We start from the raw sequence: 16,064 nt of genomic DNA on the forward strand, positions 1-16,064 counted from the left end.
TGAGTTCAATTATCCCAAGTGCAGCGACGTCATGATGCCCGAAAACCAACCCGTTTTTCAGCTCGTCCCTGAAATCGCCCTACTCGAATCGTTACCAGAGCACCTGAAAAAGCGCTTCACGCACGCGCTTCACTTAATGCATCAAGAGTGGAGCGAGCGTCGAACGTGGGAAGAAATCGCTACGAAAAGCGCGATTTCTCCCTATCATTTTCATCGTCAATTTACCGAGTTGTTTAACGAAACGCCTGGCCAGTATCTCAGTCGAGTCCGGTTGCAAGTTGCGGTTGGCCTGCTGCTGAACGACGAGCAGTGGAGCGTGATTGACATCGCGCTGTACTGCGGTTTTTCATCATCACAGTCGTTGGCCAAGGCATTGAAACGCGAGCTTGGGGTGACCGCCAAACACATTCGAAAAATGGGTTCGCAAGCGACTCCCAAGGAGACGTTGGATTTCATCCAACAGTTAGCGCATCCGGGGATGCAGGCGTCGATGGAAAAAGAGTTGGTGCAAGCAATGCCAACCGAACTTGTCTGGTATCCGCAGCGGGGCATGCAAAAACTCAAATTGGAGACGGCAGATTGGGACAGCGTGTTTGAGCTGTATGGTGAAAAGTCGACACATTTGATGAGCACGTTACCGCTCAAACAAGTGGAGAATGCGTGGGATGCGATTGACGCTGAAATTGGTAACTGGCAAGTGGCCAAAGCGCGTTACGATAGAATGATCCCAGAAGGATACTACTTATGTAGCGAGGTTTATCTCGCTTCCGATGTTGCGTACAGCACGGCGTTAGAGGCGTTGTTTGATGCGGCGGAAAAACAGGGTTTGCAGCTGGATCTCAATGGCTACTTGGTGGAGATGATTCGCCATGTCGATACATCGGATATGGAAGGGGTAACCTTCTCATTCCAGTTACCTGTATTGGTCTAGGCGGCAGGCAACGGTTTTTCACCCTCCATCCCTCTTGAACCTGTTTGCAATTGAGCAAACTCGGACACTTTTTATTCCCAGCACTGTGGAACAATCCCACCACAAAGTCATTGAAGCAAACCGTTAGGCTCGTGATGAGTGGACGGAGACATTCTTAAATCAAGAAGGGATAAAGTGTGAAAACGGACCTAGTTACGGTTACATCGCTATTCATGGCATTCGCCGCTCAGTGTGCGTTTGCAGCAGAGCAAGGATTCTCGGGCAGCATAGGGGCTGTCGCGATCTATAGCGAAACGCAAAGCAACTTGAATGTCGGGGCGGAGAAGATTCTGACATCACTCAACAGAGAAGGCGAGAATGTCACCGGCAGCACTTTAGCCCCTCTGGGGCAGCTGCGTTACCAGTTTGGTCAACATCAGCTGTTTCTCGGTCAAAGTGAAGACACGTTTGTCAAAGGTCTACTGGCTTTGGAGCTGGGTTACCGGTATTCATTGGATGAAGACTCTTCATTCTCCTTTGCCATCGCGCCCACCTTAGCCGCGGGAAAAACGTGGCAGAATCCGTACCTCCTTGATCGCAAACGGGAGGAAACCAACGTTGAAGGGGATGTGCTGAGGTTTCATTACGAAAATCAGTTCGCGCTGTTAAACCTGGCTTACTACGATCGAACGGTTGAGAAAGACCGAGCGCCGAGCGAACTGCTGCGCAGAAATGGTGACGGCTATTTCGCGCATTTTGCGCTTGTTGTACCGTTTTTTGATGATGTCTTTCTTGAACCGAGCCTCTTTTATCAACGAGATTATGCGCAAGGAAAAGCCAATGCGTTTGAGAAACTTGGCACAGGAATCACCGCCACCTACTTTTTCTACCCTTATACCTTGGCTCTGGACACGCGTCTTTCGGGCAGCAGCTATCAGGCCAAGCATCCGCTACTGGGTAAAATCCGGCAAGATGGGCAAATTAACGTGAGTCTCTCGTTTGAAGAAGCCGAGTTCCTTGGGTATGAACAAATGAGTCTGGTCGCTCAAGTCGGCTATGAGCAGTCACATTCCAATCTCACTTTTTATCACCGCGAAGAATTCGGCATTCTTATCGGTGGGCTATATCGATTTTAAATCGAATCAAACCAAGAGGAAGCATGGTGACTATTATTCTGAGAATAAGACGTTTAACTTTAGTGTTATTGGTTGGGCTCATCAGCGTGTGCAGTTCGAGCGCACTCGCTAAGTCGACGGAGCAGTACCCCTATTTTGAACACGATGGCCACCGTTTAGCCGCATACTTCAAGTCGCCAGATGATAAAGACAGTGTGAAAGGTGTGGTGCTGTTTGTCTCTGGTGATGGCGCAACGCCTTATGATGCGCATGGCTACTATGACGCCATCTGGCAGGTGTTTCTTGATGCGGGTTACGCAGTGTTCAGTTGGGATAAGCCAGGGGTGGGAGAGTCGAGTGGCAATTGGCGCGAACAATCGATGTTTGATCGACAAAATGAGGTTCGCGCCGCGATGGATTTTGTGAAACACAACTATCGAAAGGAAGCCAAGACGATAGGGATAATGGGCTTTAGTCAAGCTGGCTGGGTTGTGCCCGCGTTAATGCAGAACAACCCAGAGGTGAGCTTTATGGTTGGAGTGGGGTATGCCATCAACTGGTTAGAGCAAAGTTGGTTTATGACCGAGATGAGGCTGCAACGTCAGGGTGCGAGCGCGGAAATGTTGAAACAAGAGCAGGTGAAATTTCAGCAAGAACGTGCATTTTGGCAAAGCAACCCCAACTACGACGCGTACGTGAGGCTTTTCTTAAATAATGAACAGGCGATCGACAAAGAGCGGTTTGAGTTCATCAAGAAGAATGTGTTGTCGGATGCCACACAAGATTACGTAGGCCTGACGCAGCCGATGTTGATCTTGCTTGGTGAAAACGATGAGCATGTTGACGGCAAGCAGACGTTTAACACATTGACCTCGCTCTATCGTGGGCAGAGCAATGCCACGATTAAAATGATTCCTAACGCCACCCACGCGCTGCTCAAATACCCCAACGTTGACAGCCAAACCAATGGCATCGTGCTGTTGGCCAAATTATGGCTGCTAGGCGACAGCCTTTACGCGCCAGACTTTTTTGGCACGCTTTCTTCATGGTTAGAAGCGCTGGATCTGCCAGGGAAATGAAAACAGAGGCCGTGTCGCTAGGGGACAAGAAAAGCGAGAGTGATTGGCGGCGACTCTCGCTTGTTTCCTTCCGTTCCCATGTTGGGTGCGTGAAGCGGCGACAAAAGCCAGCCAATAAAGCCTTGCCCTATTGCTCACAATAAACCACGAGCTGATGCTTACCATTGGCTTTTGCTTGATAAAGTGCTTGATCGGCAAGGCTAAAAAAGCCGTCGGTACTTAGGTCTGGAGTGGGAACGACACACGCTGCACCAATCGAAACCGAAACATGGTTAAAACGTTGCGCAGTTTGTTGATCAAACGCCTCGATAAGATGAGATAACCGCCGCAACTGTGCTTGTTGATCTAAGCCACACATAATCAAAGCAAACTCATCGCCACCAAGTCGGGTGACGCGGTCGGTCGGCTCGTTAAACACATCACGCAATAAATCCGCAAACAACCTGAGCAGTTCGTCACCCACTTGGTGGCCGAGTTGATCATTAACCAGTTTAAAGCCATCCAAATCCATCACGGCAAGGGTGATTTTTTGCAGAGCTTGGTAGGTATGCCAATATTCTTGAATGAACTCTTCATAAGCACGCCGATTGTAAAGCTGAGTTAAGCTGTCAGTCCGAGCCATTTGTGACAACTTATGATTAACGCTTTGCAGCTCCTTGGTGCGTTCGCTAATTCGCTCTTCAAGCGTTTTGTTTAATTTTTCCAACTTTTCTTGTCCGCGTAATCTGGCCAACATTTCCCCAAAGTTACGAGTAAATAATTGAATCAGTTCACGCTGATGTGAGGTGAGTAAACGTTGCCGGAGCAAATTGTCGGCGCAAATGAAAGCGATCAACTGCTCATCCACGGATAGTGCGATGGCCGCATTCCAACCGTAACCCACCATTTTTAGGTCATGCCAAAGAGGGACATCATCGAGGATCACCAAGGTATTGGGTTTGGCAGAGGCCTGCGTAAATAGAGGGGAATCAGGGTAAGGCATCGAAAAGTAGCTTTCGTCGCGGATCACTCCGTCCGTGTCCACACCATAAGTTCCTTGCAACATGCCAGGGTCAGAATCGCTTGTCACAAAAATCCCAATCCGATCAATATCGAGCTTAGAGACGGCAAATTCGACCGCCTGTTGGCAAATCTCCAGTGTATTTCTTGCCTGAGACATAAGCTGAAGTGCTTGGCTGATTTTACGCACTCGGCTGTTGTGGTGGATTTCAACCAAAATTCGTGACACGGTTTTCGCAAACACTTCCAACGCTTCTTGGATATCAAAGTCAAACGGCGTTTGGGTGAGCAAATTGTCGATGGCGAACCAGCCAAGAGGCTCCTGAGATTCGTTTCTCAGTACCACCATGGCATTCCAGCCATGCCCAACAGGTTGGTCTCGATGGTAAAGCGTGATGTCTGATACCAAATAAAACCAGTTGTCCGGCTTGCTTAAAAAACTCAAGAAACGTGGATCAAGTTGAATGTAAGGGTAATAATCTTGCGATTCATCTCGATACTGGCCTTGGTCATCGGTACCGAAGACGCCGTGATATCGGCCCGCTTTATGATCAATCAAAAAGCCGCCGACGCGATCCAAGCCCAACTCCTCTCGCAACAAAATGACACTTTGCTTGAGCAAATCAAATTCGTTACGGGTCGAGGTCAACTCAGCAACACCCAGCGCCACATTGCTCATGGCTTGATGACGACGGGTTTGAGTTTTTAGCTTATTGAGGACCAGACCATACTGGTTATCGACGTCTCGTCGTTTCTCTGCGGCGGCTAATTTAATGCATTGGGTTAGCCAGAATTGTTGTAGAACCGTGCCGAGCATATGCCATTGCTCTGAGTGGGCTTGAAAATACTGCTCATCCTCTAGCAGTAAAATAAGGACGGTCGAGTTTTCTTCCTCATAGGAAAGGCGGCAGACTAACGCGCCCCGCTGGTTGTCCAATAAAGCTGGGGGAATCGGCACAAATCCGGAGTCTCTTCTGATGGTAGAAAGCCATTGCCACCAAGGACCATCATGCTGATCGGCTAAGTCAGTTTCCGTCAAAAAAACACCCTCATGCAAGGCACAAAGCGTCAGTGTGGTAGGTTGGCAGATCTGCACACCTTCTACGGGCAGCAATGCCTTTAAATGCTGGCATAAGAGTTGGAATATGTCGTATTGGCTTATTACGACATGTTCAAGTTGCAGTAATGAAGCGGCCGTTTGAGCCAATTTCTTCGGCATGTTAGTCAGTGACCCATCAGTAATAAACAATCATTAGGAGCAGACATATGTGGTCTACTGTAAAGGTAGTCTATTGGCTCAAAGATGACACACAATTGGTGCTAACCCTTCTTTCGCTTAACTCTTACTAAGGGGGAGAAATGAGTGATGTTACTTTAGGTCAGCGATAACGAAGTGGCACTTGTACCATCTCATTCGAAATAACTGAACGTCTTCATCGCTAAACCCTCGTTATCGCCCAAACCTTTTACTTCTAAACTGTTTTCAATACTTGAGCCAGCCAGTGTTTACACACACCAATATCAAAAATTAATGGGTATGTTCGGCTGGCCACTCATCAATGCTCATGGTGTTAAGGGGAGAGATTATGATCAGCGTAAGGCGAGCAGAAGAACGTGGACGCGCCAACTTTGGCTGGCTCGACAGCCAACACACTTTTTCATTCGGCAGTTACTATGACCCGCAGCATATGGGATTTTCTGCGCTGCGTGTGATTAACGATGACACGGTGATCCCTGGCGCGGGGTTTGATACCCATGGTCATCGCGACATGGAGATCATCAGCTATGTGCTCAGCGGAAGCATTGCGCACAAAGACAGCGAAGGCAACGTGCAAACGCTCCCAGCGGGAGAGTTCCAATTGATGTCGGCAGGTCGAGGTATTTACCACAGCGAATTTAATCCATCGAAAACCGAAGCGCTGCGTTTCTTGCAAATTTGGATTCAACCAAACCGTATGGGTGGCCAACCCAATTATCAGCAGAAAGATTTTGGACATGAGTTAGGGTTAACGCCTGTCGCTACGCCAGATGGAAAAAACGGTACGCTGCAGATCCAACAAGATGCGACGCTCTCACAGTTGATTTTAGCGCCGGGCGCATCTCAGCGCTTAGCTGTTGCGCCCGCGCGCAAAGTGTACGTGCATCATATCAGCGGCACGCTGATGCTCGACAGCATCACGCTGCATCCGGGTGATGGGGCGAAAGTAAGCGATGTGTCCTCCCTTGAACTGCGAAATATCAGCAGCGATCCTGTTACTGCTCTGGTGTTTGATTTGCCTTAATAGGCAGCACAATGCGATACCGCTGACCGGTGGTGTCGCTGTTTTGGGTATAGGGAAATAAAAGCTTCATCAAGAACAACCTGTTTTGTCATTTTTTTCACCTATCTTGGGTCGCGCTCAACATTCATAAACCTAAGAGATAAAACAGCATGAGTAAGGAAACCTTCGACGCGACCCGCTACAACAAAAGCAAAAACAAGCCTTTTGAAGATGTACTGGAAGCGAGTTTATCCCGCCGCAACATTTTAAAAGGTGGATTGGGTATCAGTGCGATGACAGCATTTGGTGCTTTCGGTTTGGCTGGTTGCAACAGCACCGCAAGTAACGGCACGAGTGCGGGTGCGAGCTCAGCATCTCAATCGAGAGCAATTCTAAATTTTGACTCTATTGCTGGGTCACTCACCGATGCTGTGAGTGTGCCTAATGGTTACAAAGCACAAGTGTTGGTGCCATGGGGGACGCCTTTAAACGGCAACGCCAGTGCGTGGCAAGCGGATGGCAGCAACACCGCAGACGACCAACTCAATGCATTAGGCATGCATCATGATGGCATGCATTTCTTCCCAATCAATGGCAATCCAAACGATGGTTTGCTGTGCGTGAACCATGAGTACATTGATCAAATGGCGCTGCACCCAGCAGGCCCGACTTCGGCCAATGGCCTACGCACCGTCGTGGATGAGGTGCGCAAAGAGATCAACGCTCACGGTGTCTCTGTGGTCCGCATTCAACTCGACAACGATGTGTGGAAAATGGTCGACAGTGATCCATTGAATCGCCGTTATACCGGTGCAACGGTCATGGACATCTCAGGCCCAATGGCTTTTTCCTCTCACCTTGTTACCCGTTTTTCACCCGATGGCAGTCAGGCGCGCGGCACACTGAACAACTGCGGCAACGGTTATACCCCTTGGGGCACGTACCTTACGTGTGAAGAAAACTGGCCGGGCTATTTCATCAACACAGGAACGCGTACCGCAGAACAAGATCGCATTGGTATTGATGGTTCAGGCACCACTCGTTATGCATGGGAAACGTTGGCAGGCCACACAGAAGAACGTCTAGACGAGTTCACTCGATTCAACTTGTTGCCAACGGGCGCCTCTGCGCAAGATGATTATCGCAATGAAGCCAATGGTCACGGCTATATTGTGGAAATTGACCCTTACACGGCCAATTCACGCGCGAAAAAACGCACGGCACTAGGCCGTTTTCGCCATGAAGGGTGTACCTTTGGCAAGCTTGTTGCGGGCAAACCGGTGGTGTTTTATTCCGGCCACGATTCTCGTTTTGAATACCTCTACAAGTTTGAATCAAAAGCATTGTGGGATGCGAACGATGCTAACCCAAGCCACCGTTTAGCGACGGGTGACAAGTACATGGACGAAGGTACCTTGTATGTCGCGCGTTTTAATGAAGATGGCAGTGGCTCGTGGTTGCCACTCACTTTAAACAGCGTGACCACCTCGGGGGGGACTTTGGCCGACCATTTTTCAACGCTGGCTGACATTATCTTAAACACCGCGGGTGCGGCAGATCTCGTTGGTGCAACGCCAATGGATAGACCTGAGTGGTGCACGGTAGACCCATTTACGGGTACGGTATACCTCACGTTGACCAACAACAGCAAACGTACCGAAGCGAACCCAGCCAACCCACGCCTAAACAACAAGTTTGGTCATGTGATCCGTTGGGATGAAGGGGCGAGCGCTACCGAGTTTAGCTGGGATATCTTTGTCTTCGGCTCACCAGCGAACGGTGATGCAGAGACAAATCGTTCTGGCTTAACCGATTTGAACCAGTTCGCCAGCCCTGATGGATTGGCGTTTGACGGCCGCGGGATCTTGTGGATTCAAACGGATAACGGTGCGGGTGAAGTGACCAGTTACACCAACGATCAAATGTTGGCGGTGGTGCCTTCACGCATGGTGGATGAAACGGGCGCGCAAACCCAAGTCAATGCGTCTAACCAAGCGCAGTTGAAACGCTTCTTTGTTGGACCGAATGGTTGTGAAGTGACCGGCTTTGCCATCAGCCCAGATTACAAATCGCTGTTTGTGAATATCCAGCACCCTAGCAATTGGCCATACAGCGACAATGCTGCCGAAGAAACGCCAGCAGGTATGACAGTGCGCCCGCGCGCAGCGACGGTGGTGATTCGTCGCGAAGACGGTGGTGAGATCGCGCTCTAGTGCGATGACGCTGCTCAGCGTTCAATGAATGTAGTCAGCGCTTTTAAGTAACACGGATAAACCTCACCTTTGCGGTGAGGTTTGTCTGCCGTTCTCTGAGCCTTAAGGCTGGTTGATCGTGTATCGTGTGGTGACGAGGCAAATAGCGGGTTTTTGATCGGTCAAAAATGCTTGCTTGCCCGAGATGCGCTTAGCACTCAACACCATGGTTTCTTGACTCAGTTTCCCTTGAAAATCCCATTTACTGAACGCTTCGTGCCGAGCATCCGCACAGTTGGTTTGCAGCACATAGCTTTCGGTGACCGTCGCTTGACAACGGCCCAATCTATTCGACACACCGTGAAACGTCACGTGACTAGCGCGATCGCGGTAATCAGTGACGGCGATGGCACTAAATAGCTCGTTCTCGCTGATCTGGGTTGATTGCTCCAACATACGATGAGGGTTGAGCTTTAAGCTATTGGAGGCCAGTTCAATCAGCAGCGACTCACAGGGCAGAGCGTATTGTTGCGCTATGCTATCCATGGAAGTGATTGGGCGAGGTGCCTCTTCTGCGTTGAGCGAGAATGCCATGAGCAAGGCCGCTGCAGAGATGAAGACAGAACGGTGGGTTGGCTTAGTCATTTTCACACTCCAAGATCTTAGTGGTGCGGCTTCATCTCAACCACGGCAAACTCAACCGTGTGAAGGGTGCCGTTTTGTTCCATCAGCTGAACCGAAATGATGTCACCTTCCACCAATCGCTGGTTTAGGTGAGTTAACATCAAATGAAACCCATCAGGCGCGAACTCAAATCGACCGTTGGCAGGCACCACAACTTGCTCCACTTTTCGCATCGCCATGCGGTTGTCGCGCAGAAACATGCGATGCAGTTCAGTGTGTTTTGCCGCATCGGTCGAGACACCGGTAATCACAATCTCTTGGTCCGAAGTGTTGATCAGCGTGAGATAGCCAGAGCTGACCTTGATCCCCGGAATCGTGGCTTGCACTCGCGCATCAACCACCGACAATTGTTCGGTAAGTGGCTTAACTTCGCCTTTGCCAATGAAATGTGGCTCCGCATGAAGGGAAAAGGTGGCGTAGAAATGGCGCAGAAAAAATCCAAGTGCCATGACCAAGACCAGACCTAAACCGAAGGTGACGTAACGGTTCATAAGTTTTCCTTCATCAGTTGTGCATACTGTTCAATGGTTCGAGTGATGCGAGCTGCCAGCTCGGTCGGTGTGGTGCTGTGGCTCATTGAGTCAACCAGTTGTCCGTTAGGCGCAATGATGTAAAAGCGTGACATATGGTCAACCGTGTAATCTAACACCGACTTCTCCATATCGACCAAACTGTAGTAAACCCCATAGTTTGACGTCAGTTGGTCAATCTCTTCTTTGGTGCCTGTTAAGCCCAAAATGCGTGGGTCGAAGTATTGAGTGAACTCATGCAGCGACGTCACATCATCTCGGCTTGGATCCACACTGATGAAAAATCCTTGTACGCCTTTGCCAACCGATTCTGGGAGCATCTTAAATGCTACCGACATGACACCAACCGACGATGGGCAGACTTCAGAACAGTTCAAGAAACCAAAGTAGAGGACAACCACTTGTCCTTGGTAATCTGCCAAGTTGATGTCGCCAAGCTCGCTTTGCAACTGAAAGTTACCGCCCAGTTCACTAAACTGTTTTGGGCGTTCGCCAATCGGTATGGTGGTATTATCAACGTACAACGCAATAACGATACCGATCGCCAGTGCGCCAGCGAGCAGAACCATTTTTACCGGGTTCATGTTCATGAAAGTCCCTCACTCAGCCATTGTGCATGGGTACTTGCATGGTCAGGGCTCGTCATCGGCATGTGGGTGAAATCGACAGAGATCAATACACAAAACAGCATGATGCATACAATAGAGAGCAGCATCAGTTGTTTGCCCCATTGCTCCGTCGGCATTTTTTCAAAACCCACTTTCGCAATGTACAACCAGTACAAACTGACCAAACCCATCCCCAGTGCAAACCAACTGCCCGCGTAACCGTGGTAGCTCAGTGCCCAACACGCCACGGCAAAGGCAACAATGTAACCAATGATGTGTGAACGCGCTTTGGCGAGGCCTTCTTGGATAGGCAGAACCGGAATGTTGGCGGCTTTGTAGTCGTTGAATCGATAGATCGCGATCGCGTAGGAGTGCGGGATCTGCCAAATGCAGAAGGTGACAAAGAGAATCGCCCCACCAACGTCAAGCTGATGGGTAACGGCAAAGTAACCCATCACCGGTGGGCATGCGCCCGAAAGTCCGCCGATTAACGTGCCGTGAACCGATTGACGCTTGTAGTAGAGGCTGTAGAAACCCACGTAAACTACAAAGCCAAGCACCCCAAAGGCGAATGCGATCTGAGAGGTAAACAAGTACAGGGTAGTGAAACCTGCCACCCCTAGCGTAAACGCAAACAGCAATGCATGGGAAATCGGCACCAGCTTCTGCACCAACTCACGTTTGCAGGTGCGCTGCATGACGGCATCGATATCCTTATCAATGAAATTGTTAAAGACACAGCCTGAGGCGACGATGAGCGACGTGCCCGCGCAAACTGCTAAGAAAAGCAACCAATCAATCTGGCCTTGGGAGGCCAGAAAGAATCCGCCGGCAGCGGCAACGAGGTTGCCGCGAATGATACCGGGTTTGGTGAGTCGTAAATAGTGCTTGAACATGGTGGTTTCCACTTAGTGCCCCATCAGCATGTTGTGGTTTAAGTGCTGCATAATCCACAAGGAACCAACGAGCACGATGGCCACAATGACCACGGTAAACACTGCGGTGATGATGTTCCACGCTTGCTCAGACGAGGTGTTCATGTGGAGGAAAAACACCAGTTGAACCAAGATCTGTGCAACCGCACAGATTAAAATCACCACCACTTTCGCTGTCGGGGAACCGATGTCTGCCATGATCATGGCAAACGGAATCATCGTTAGCACGACAGAGTAGATAAGGCCCAGAACGTATTCTTTTACGCTGCCGTGCGCTTGACCGCCATGAGTATGTTCAGAAGACATTACATTACCCCCATCAAGTAAACGACACTAAAGACACAGATCCAGATGATATCGAGGAAGTGCCAGAACAAGCTAAGCAGTGCAAGGCGCGTTTTGTTTGCGGTGGTAAAACCGTCACGCTTGAAGTGGACAAACAGCAACAACATCCAAATCAAACCGGCAAACACGTGCAAACCATGCGTTGCGACCAATGCATAGAAAGAAGACCAGTAGGCACTAGAATCAAACGTCGCACCGGCTTGGCTGAAGTGATAGAACTCGTAGAGTTCCATGAGCAAGAAGCCAAGACCGAGGGCAAAAGTGATCCACAGCCACTTAAACATCCCTTTCATGTCTTTGTTGTGTTCTTTCAGCATCGCCATGCCGAAAGTGAAACTGCTGAGTAGCAGCAGGGCAGTGCCACCTGCAACAAACCACAGGTTGAACAGTTCGCTGGGTTCAATGATCCCAGCAAAGCTGTTCGAGTAGACCGCAAAAACAGCGAACAGAGTACCGAACAACAAGCAGTCGCTCAGGATATAAACCCAAAAGCCAAAGATGTCGTCGCCGGCGGTGTCATGATGATCGTGATCATCATGATGGTCATGAATGTGAGTATTGGTGTTCATTTTTACTCCTCAAGCCTCTACCGTTTGTGCAGAGCTTTTCGGCTCGGTGTGAGCGTTGAAATGCGGGTGATCGTGTTGAACGCGCGCGAGGTACGGCCCTTCAATCGCTTCGATTTCATCGATTTGTACGTAGTAGTCTTTGTTGCGCTCGAAACTATAAGCTATCCACGCGCCAATCATTCCAACAAAGCCAAGGCCAACCATCCACCAGATGTGCCAGACAAAAGCAAAACCAAACACCAGCGAAAAGGCACTGATGACCACACCAGCCCAAGTGTTCTTCGGCATGTGGATCTTCTTGTAACGCTCTGGCTTTTGGTAAGCCAAACCGTGCTCTTTGCGGTATTGATGCTCATCGCGGTCATGGATAGTCGGCAGTGTCGCGAAGTTATAGAACGCTGGTGGTGAAGAGGTTGCCCACTCCAGCGTACGGCCATTCCATGGGTCACCTGTGGTGTCCATGTTCTCTTTGCGATCACGGATACTCACGAAGATCTGCCAAGCTTGCGCCGCCACACCCAGGGCGATAATCCCGACACCCACAGCGGCAATCCAGAGCAAAGGAGCCCATTCAGGGTTATCAACGGTGGCGAGACGACGTGTCATACCGTTGAAGCCAAGTACGTAAACGGGCATGAAGGCAACGAAGAAACCCACGGTCCAAAGAACGCAAGAGATCTTTCCCCACTTCTCGTTCAGCTTGAAGCCAGTGGCTTTCGGGAACCAATACGTGAAGCCTGCGAAATAGCCGAACAAGGCACCACCGATGATCACATTGTGGAAGTGCGCGATAACGAACAAACTGTTGTGCAACACAAAGTTTGCCGCGGGTACCGCCAACATAACGCCTGTCATACCACCGATGGTAAAGGTGATCAGGAAAGCACAGGTCCACCACATGCTGGCGGTGAACTCAACACGGCCACGGTACATGGTAAAGAGCCAGTTAAATATCTTCACCCCAGTGGGTATCGAGATGATCATGGTGGCGATGCCAAAGAAAGCATTCACACTGGCCCCGGCCCCCATGGTAAAGAAGTGGTGTAGCCATACGATGAACGAAAGCACCATGATGGTCGCTGTTGCCCAAACGAACGATGTGTAACCAAACAGACGCTTACGCGAGAAGGTTGCAACGACCTCTGAGAAGATGCCAAAGGCAGGAAGTATCAAGATGTAGACTTCTGGGTGGCCCCAAGCCCAAATCAAGTTCACGTACATCATGACGTTGCCGCCCATGTCGCTCGTGAAGAAATGAGTGCCGATATAACGATCCAGCGTGAGCAGCGTTAGGGTGACGGTCAAAATAGGGAAAGCCACTACAATCAGTGCGTTTGAACACAACGCTGTCCAAGTGAATGCAGGCATTTGCATCAGCGTCATCCCCGGCGCTCGCATACGCAGAATGGTGACCACGAAGTTGACACCCGTCAGTAGCGTACCGATACCGGAGATCTGCAGTGCCCAGAGCCAGTAGTCAACCCCGACCCAAGGGCTATATTGCATCCCAGATAATGGCGGATAGGTGAGCCACCCCGTTGCTGCGAATTCACCGACAAACAGCGAGATGTTGATCAGCAGCGCGCCAACCACAAACAGCCAAAAACTCAACGAGTTGAGGAACGGGAAAGCAACGTCACGCGCGCCGATTTGCAGTGGCACAATCACGTTCATCAAACCGACGACAAATGGCATCGCGACAAAGAAGATCATAATCACGCCATGAGCGGTAAAGATCTGGTCGTAATGCTCCGGCGGCAAATAGCCAGCCCCCAGCGTATCCAACGCTTGCTGGGATCGCATCAGCACGGCATCGGAGAAGCCACGGAACATCATCACCAGAGCGACGATGATGTACATGATACCGATCTTCTTGTGGTCAACCGAAGTAAACCACTCGTTCCACAGGTAGGCCCATTTCTTCTTGTAGGTAATAAAACCCATCAGAGCCAGACCACCGAGTGTCGCGGCGATCATCACCGGCAAAATGACCGGATCGTAGTAGGGAATCACATCCCAATTTAATTTACCGAAAATTGGATCCGGCTCGGCATGCACATCGCCTTTATAAGCCATTTTGGACTCCTGAATGTTTCTCAATAATGTCTTTGAATTGCAACGGATCGACCGTCGAGTAGTAGGTCACTGGATGCGGTGCGCGGATTTGATCTTTCTCGTTCTCTACCAAGATTTGGTAGCTCGCATCGTTCAGAACTTGCTCGGAACTTCTTACTTGCTCGATCCATTGCTCGAACTCTGCATCGTCAACCACGTGCGCTTTGAAGTGCATGTTTGAGAAGCCGAAACCGCTGTAGTTTGCCGACAAACCACGGTAAACACCTTCTTCAGATGCAAGCAGATTCAAACGGTTCTCCATGCCAGCCATCGCGTAGATTTGGCTACCCAATTGAGGAATGAAGAAAGAGTTCATGGTGGTATCTGAGGTCACAAGGAACTCGATGGGTCGGTCAACCGGAAACGCCAGCTCATTGACCGTGGCGACTTGTTGCTCGGGATAGATGAACAACCATTTCCAGTTCATTGCCACCACTTGAACGGTCAGCGGTTCCTTATCGGATTTCAGTTCTTGCCTAGGGTCTAGGGAGAATGAGGTGAGATAAGTGACATAACCGAGTGCCAAGATGATGAGGCAAGGAACGGCCCAAACGATGATTTCAATCTTCGTTGAGTGTTCCCAGTTTGGCTTGTACTCGGCGTTGGTGTTCGATTTGCGGTACTTATAGGGAAAGTAGACCGACATAAATAGAACAGGCACGATGATAATGGCCATCAGCAGTACGGAAATGATGATCAAATCCTTTTGTGCTTCTCCAATTGGCCCTTTAGGATCGAATAACACCATATCGGTGCTAAACACTAAACCAATCATGCTCAGGACCGCGACGGTAAGCACTATCAATGTAACCTTGACGTTACATCCTATTTTCATTGTTCCTCCCAAGAAACCGTAGACTCTTACATAAATCCAAAGACAAAGTTAAAAAGTAAGTTGAATGTTTTTTGAACGGATATTACGTAGGAATTGTTGTTAAAATTTTGCAAATTAACAATTTATCAACCCATTTGTTACGCATTATTTGTTTTTGTAACATTGTGTTTTGTAATGAAATAATAAAATTATTTCCTCGTTGTTTTGGGTGTGAATTTAAAATGCTATGGATTCAATACGCAAGTATTTATCTGGGAAAATGACATTTAATTATTTTTTCTTTGTTTCTAAATTTTACATTGAATTTTATTTTTAGACATTTATTGATATAAGTATTTGTTTTGTTTGTTTAAATTATTATGGGTGGCTATAATTTACATTGAATTGTCCACTTTGATAAAGTGGTTATTAATATATCCATTATTAATCTGTGGATATTTGTTGTTTAATTTTAATACGTTTGTCATTTTATTTTTGTGGGTATTTTTGATGAGAGATAATATCCACAATTTTGAGGGTGTTTTATTTGTGATTTATTGATTTGTGATTTTTGTATATTTGCTTTCGGAGTGGATATAAAACTACTGGAATATAGTTGGTATGGTAAATGAGCAAATATTGAGGTGTTTGGGAAACTATTGTGGAATTAACGTCTTGGTATATGAATTTTTTGGTTACGATATACCCCTCCTACTTGAAGCTGCAGCGGTGTTGGCTACAGGGCGGGAGCATACTTTGGTGGATTTATAACCCCAAGAAGACTCTTGCCCTATAATCATCGTTCCAACCCGCTTTCTTCATCTTCACTTTTTGGCTCGGAGCACCACAGTCGCATTGCTTGAGCATATTCATGACAAAACGTCTAAACAACGCGATGTTTTCAACAG

General features: G+C 48.8%; 14 protein-coding genes and 1 pseudogene. 5 read left to right on the top strand and 10 right to left on the bottom strand.

The genetic code is table 11. The annotated features are described in order from the left end of the window. Window positions 1–31 precede the first annotated feature (31 nt). The 3 genes from FC652_RS17460 (at window position 32) to FC652_RS17470 (ending at window position 3,104) form a co-directional block, all read left to right on the top strand. Window positions 32–931, top strand: coding sequence for a helix-turn-helix transcriptional regulator (locus FC652_RS17460; protein ID WP_176299594.1), 900 nt, complete (start codon window positions 32–34; stop codon window positions 929–931). Between the two features lie 176 nt (window positions 932–1,107). Further along, window positions 1,108–2,046 carry a DUF2860 family protein gene (locus FC652_RS17465; RefSeq protein WP_176299582.1) on the top strand — a complete coding sequence of 313 codons (939 nt, stop codon included), beginning with the start codon at window positions 1,108–1,110 and terminating at the stop codon, window positions 2,044–2,046. A gap of 23 nt (window positions 2,047–2,069) precedes the next feature. Then, window positions 2,070–3,104, top strand: a complete 1,035-nt coding sequence (locus FC652_RS17470; RefSeq protein WP_176299583.1) for a S9 family peptidase — start codon at window positions 2,070–2,072, stop codon at window positions 3,102–3,104. Window positions 3,105–3,231: 127 nt separating this feature from the next. On the opposite strand, the gene FC652_RS17475 is transcribed toward FC652_RS17470, so the two are convergent. Continuing rightward, window positions 3,232–5,322, bottom strand: coding sequence for a sensor domain-containing diguanylate cyclase (locus FC652_RS17475; RefSeq protein WP_176299584.1), 2,091 nt, complete (start codon window positions 5,320–5,322; stop codon window positions 3,232–3,234). Window positions 5,323–5,689: 367 nt separating this feature from the next. Here FC652_RS17475 and FC652_RS17480 point away from each other — a divergent pair, with 367 nt between their 5' ends. Next, window positions 5,690–6,385, top strand: coding sequence for a pirin family protein (locus FC652_RS17480; protein WP_176299585.1), 696 nt, complete (start codon window positions 5,690–5,692; stop codon window positions 6,383–6,385). Between the two features lie 149 nt (window positions 6,386–6,534). Continuing rightward, window positions 6,535–8,577, top strand: a complete 2,043-nt coding sequence (locus FC652_RS17485) for a PhoX family phosphatase (RefSeq protein WP_176299586.1) — start codon at window positions 6,535–6,537, stop codon at window positions 8,575–8,577. 102 nt (window positions 8,578–8,679) lie between these two features. On the opposite strand, the gene FC652_RS17490 is transcribed toward FC652_RS17485, so the two are convergent. The 9 genes and pseudogenes from FC652_RS17490 to FC652_RS17530 all read right to left on the bottom strand — a co-directional run. After that, window positions 8,680–9,201 carry a hypothetical protein gene (locus FC652_RS17490; protein WP_176299587.1) on the bottom strand — a complete coding sequence of 174 codons (522 nt, stop codon included), beginning with the start codon at window positions 9,199–9,201 and terminating at the stop codon, window positions 8,680–8,682. Window positions 9,202–9,218: 17 nt separating this feature from the next. Beyond that, on the bottom strand, window positions 9,219–9,731 hold the full coding sequence (locus FC652_RS17495) for a copper chaperone PCu(A)C (RefSeq protein ID WP_176299588.1): 513 nt from the start codon (window positions 9,729–9,731) through the stop codon (window positions 9,219–9,221). Beyond that, the gene (locus tag FC652_RS17500) at window positions 9,728–10,360 is read right to left on the bottom strand and encodes an SCO family protein (protein WP_176299589.1); all 633 of its coding nucleotides are present in this window, start codon (window positions 10,358–10,360) and stop codon (window positions 9,728–9,730) included. The genes FC652_RS17495 and FC652_RS17500 overlap by 4 nt, the downstream gene beginning before the upstream one ends. Then, window positions 10,357–11,274 (bottom strand): heme o synthase, encoded by a 918-nt coding sequence (gene cyoE, locus FC652_RS17505; protein ID WP_176299590.1) that lies wholly within the window; start codon window positions 11,272–11,274, stop codon window positions 10,357–10,359. Before cyoE ends, FC652_RS17500 begins: the two co-directional genes overlap by 4 nt. 12 nt (window positions 11,275–11,286) lie before the next feature. After that, complete coding sequence (gene cyoD, locus FC652_RS17510) at window positions 11,287–11,619, bottom strand: cytochrome o ubiquinol oxidase subunit IV (protein ID WP_176299591.1); 333 nt, start codon at window positions 11,617–11,619, stop codon at window positions 11,287–11,289. After that, the gene (gene cyoC, locus FC652_RS17515) at window positions 11,619–12,227 is read right to left on the bottom strand and encodes a cytochrome o ubiquinol oxidase subunit III (RefSeq protein WP_176299592.1); all 609 of its coding nucleotides are present in this window, start codon (window positions 12,225–12,227) and stop codon (window positions 11,619–11,621) included. Before cyoC ends, cyoD begins: the two co-directional genes overlap by 1 nt. A gap of 9 nt (window positions 12,228–12,236) precedes the next feature. Then, entirely contained in the window at window positions 12,237–14,264 is a 2,028-nt protein-coding gene (gene cyoB / locus FC652_RS17520) for a cytochrome o ubiquinol oxidase subunit I (protein WP_176299595.1), read from the bottom strand. 28 nt (window positions 14,265–14,292) lie between these two features. Further along, complete coding sequence (gene cyoA / locus FC652_RS17525) at window positions 14,293–15,177, bottom strand: ubiquinol oxidase subunit II (protein WP_176299593.1); 885 nt, start codon at window positions 15,175–15,177, stop codon at window positions 14,293–14,295. Window positions 15,178–15,921: 744 nt separating this feature from the next. Continuing rightward, window positions 15,922–16,064 (bottom strand): annotated as a pseudogene (locus tag FC652_RS17530) (ISAs1 family transposase); the annotation flags it as partial.

Origin of the sequence: Vibrio sp. 05-20-BW147 (assembly GCF_013369385.1) — a bacterium.
Classification (GTDB): Bacteria; Pseudomonadota; Gammaproteobacteria; order Enterobacterales; family Vibrionaceae; genus Vibrio; species Vibrio floridensis.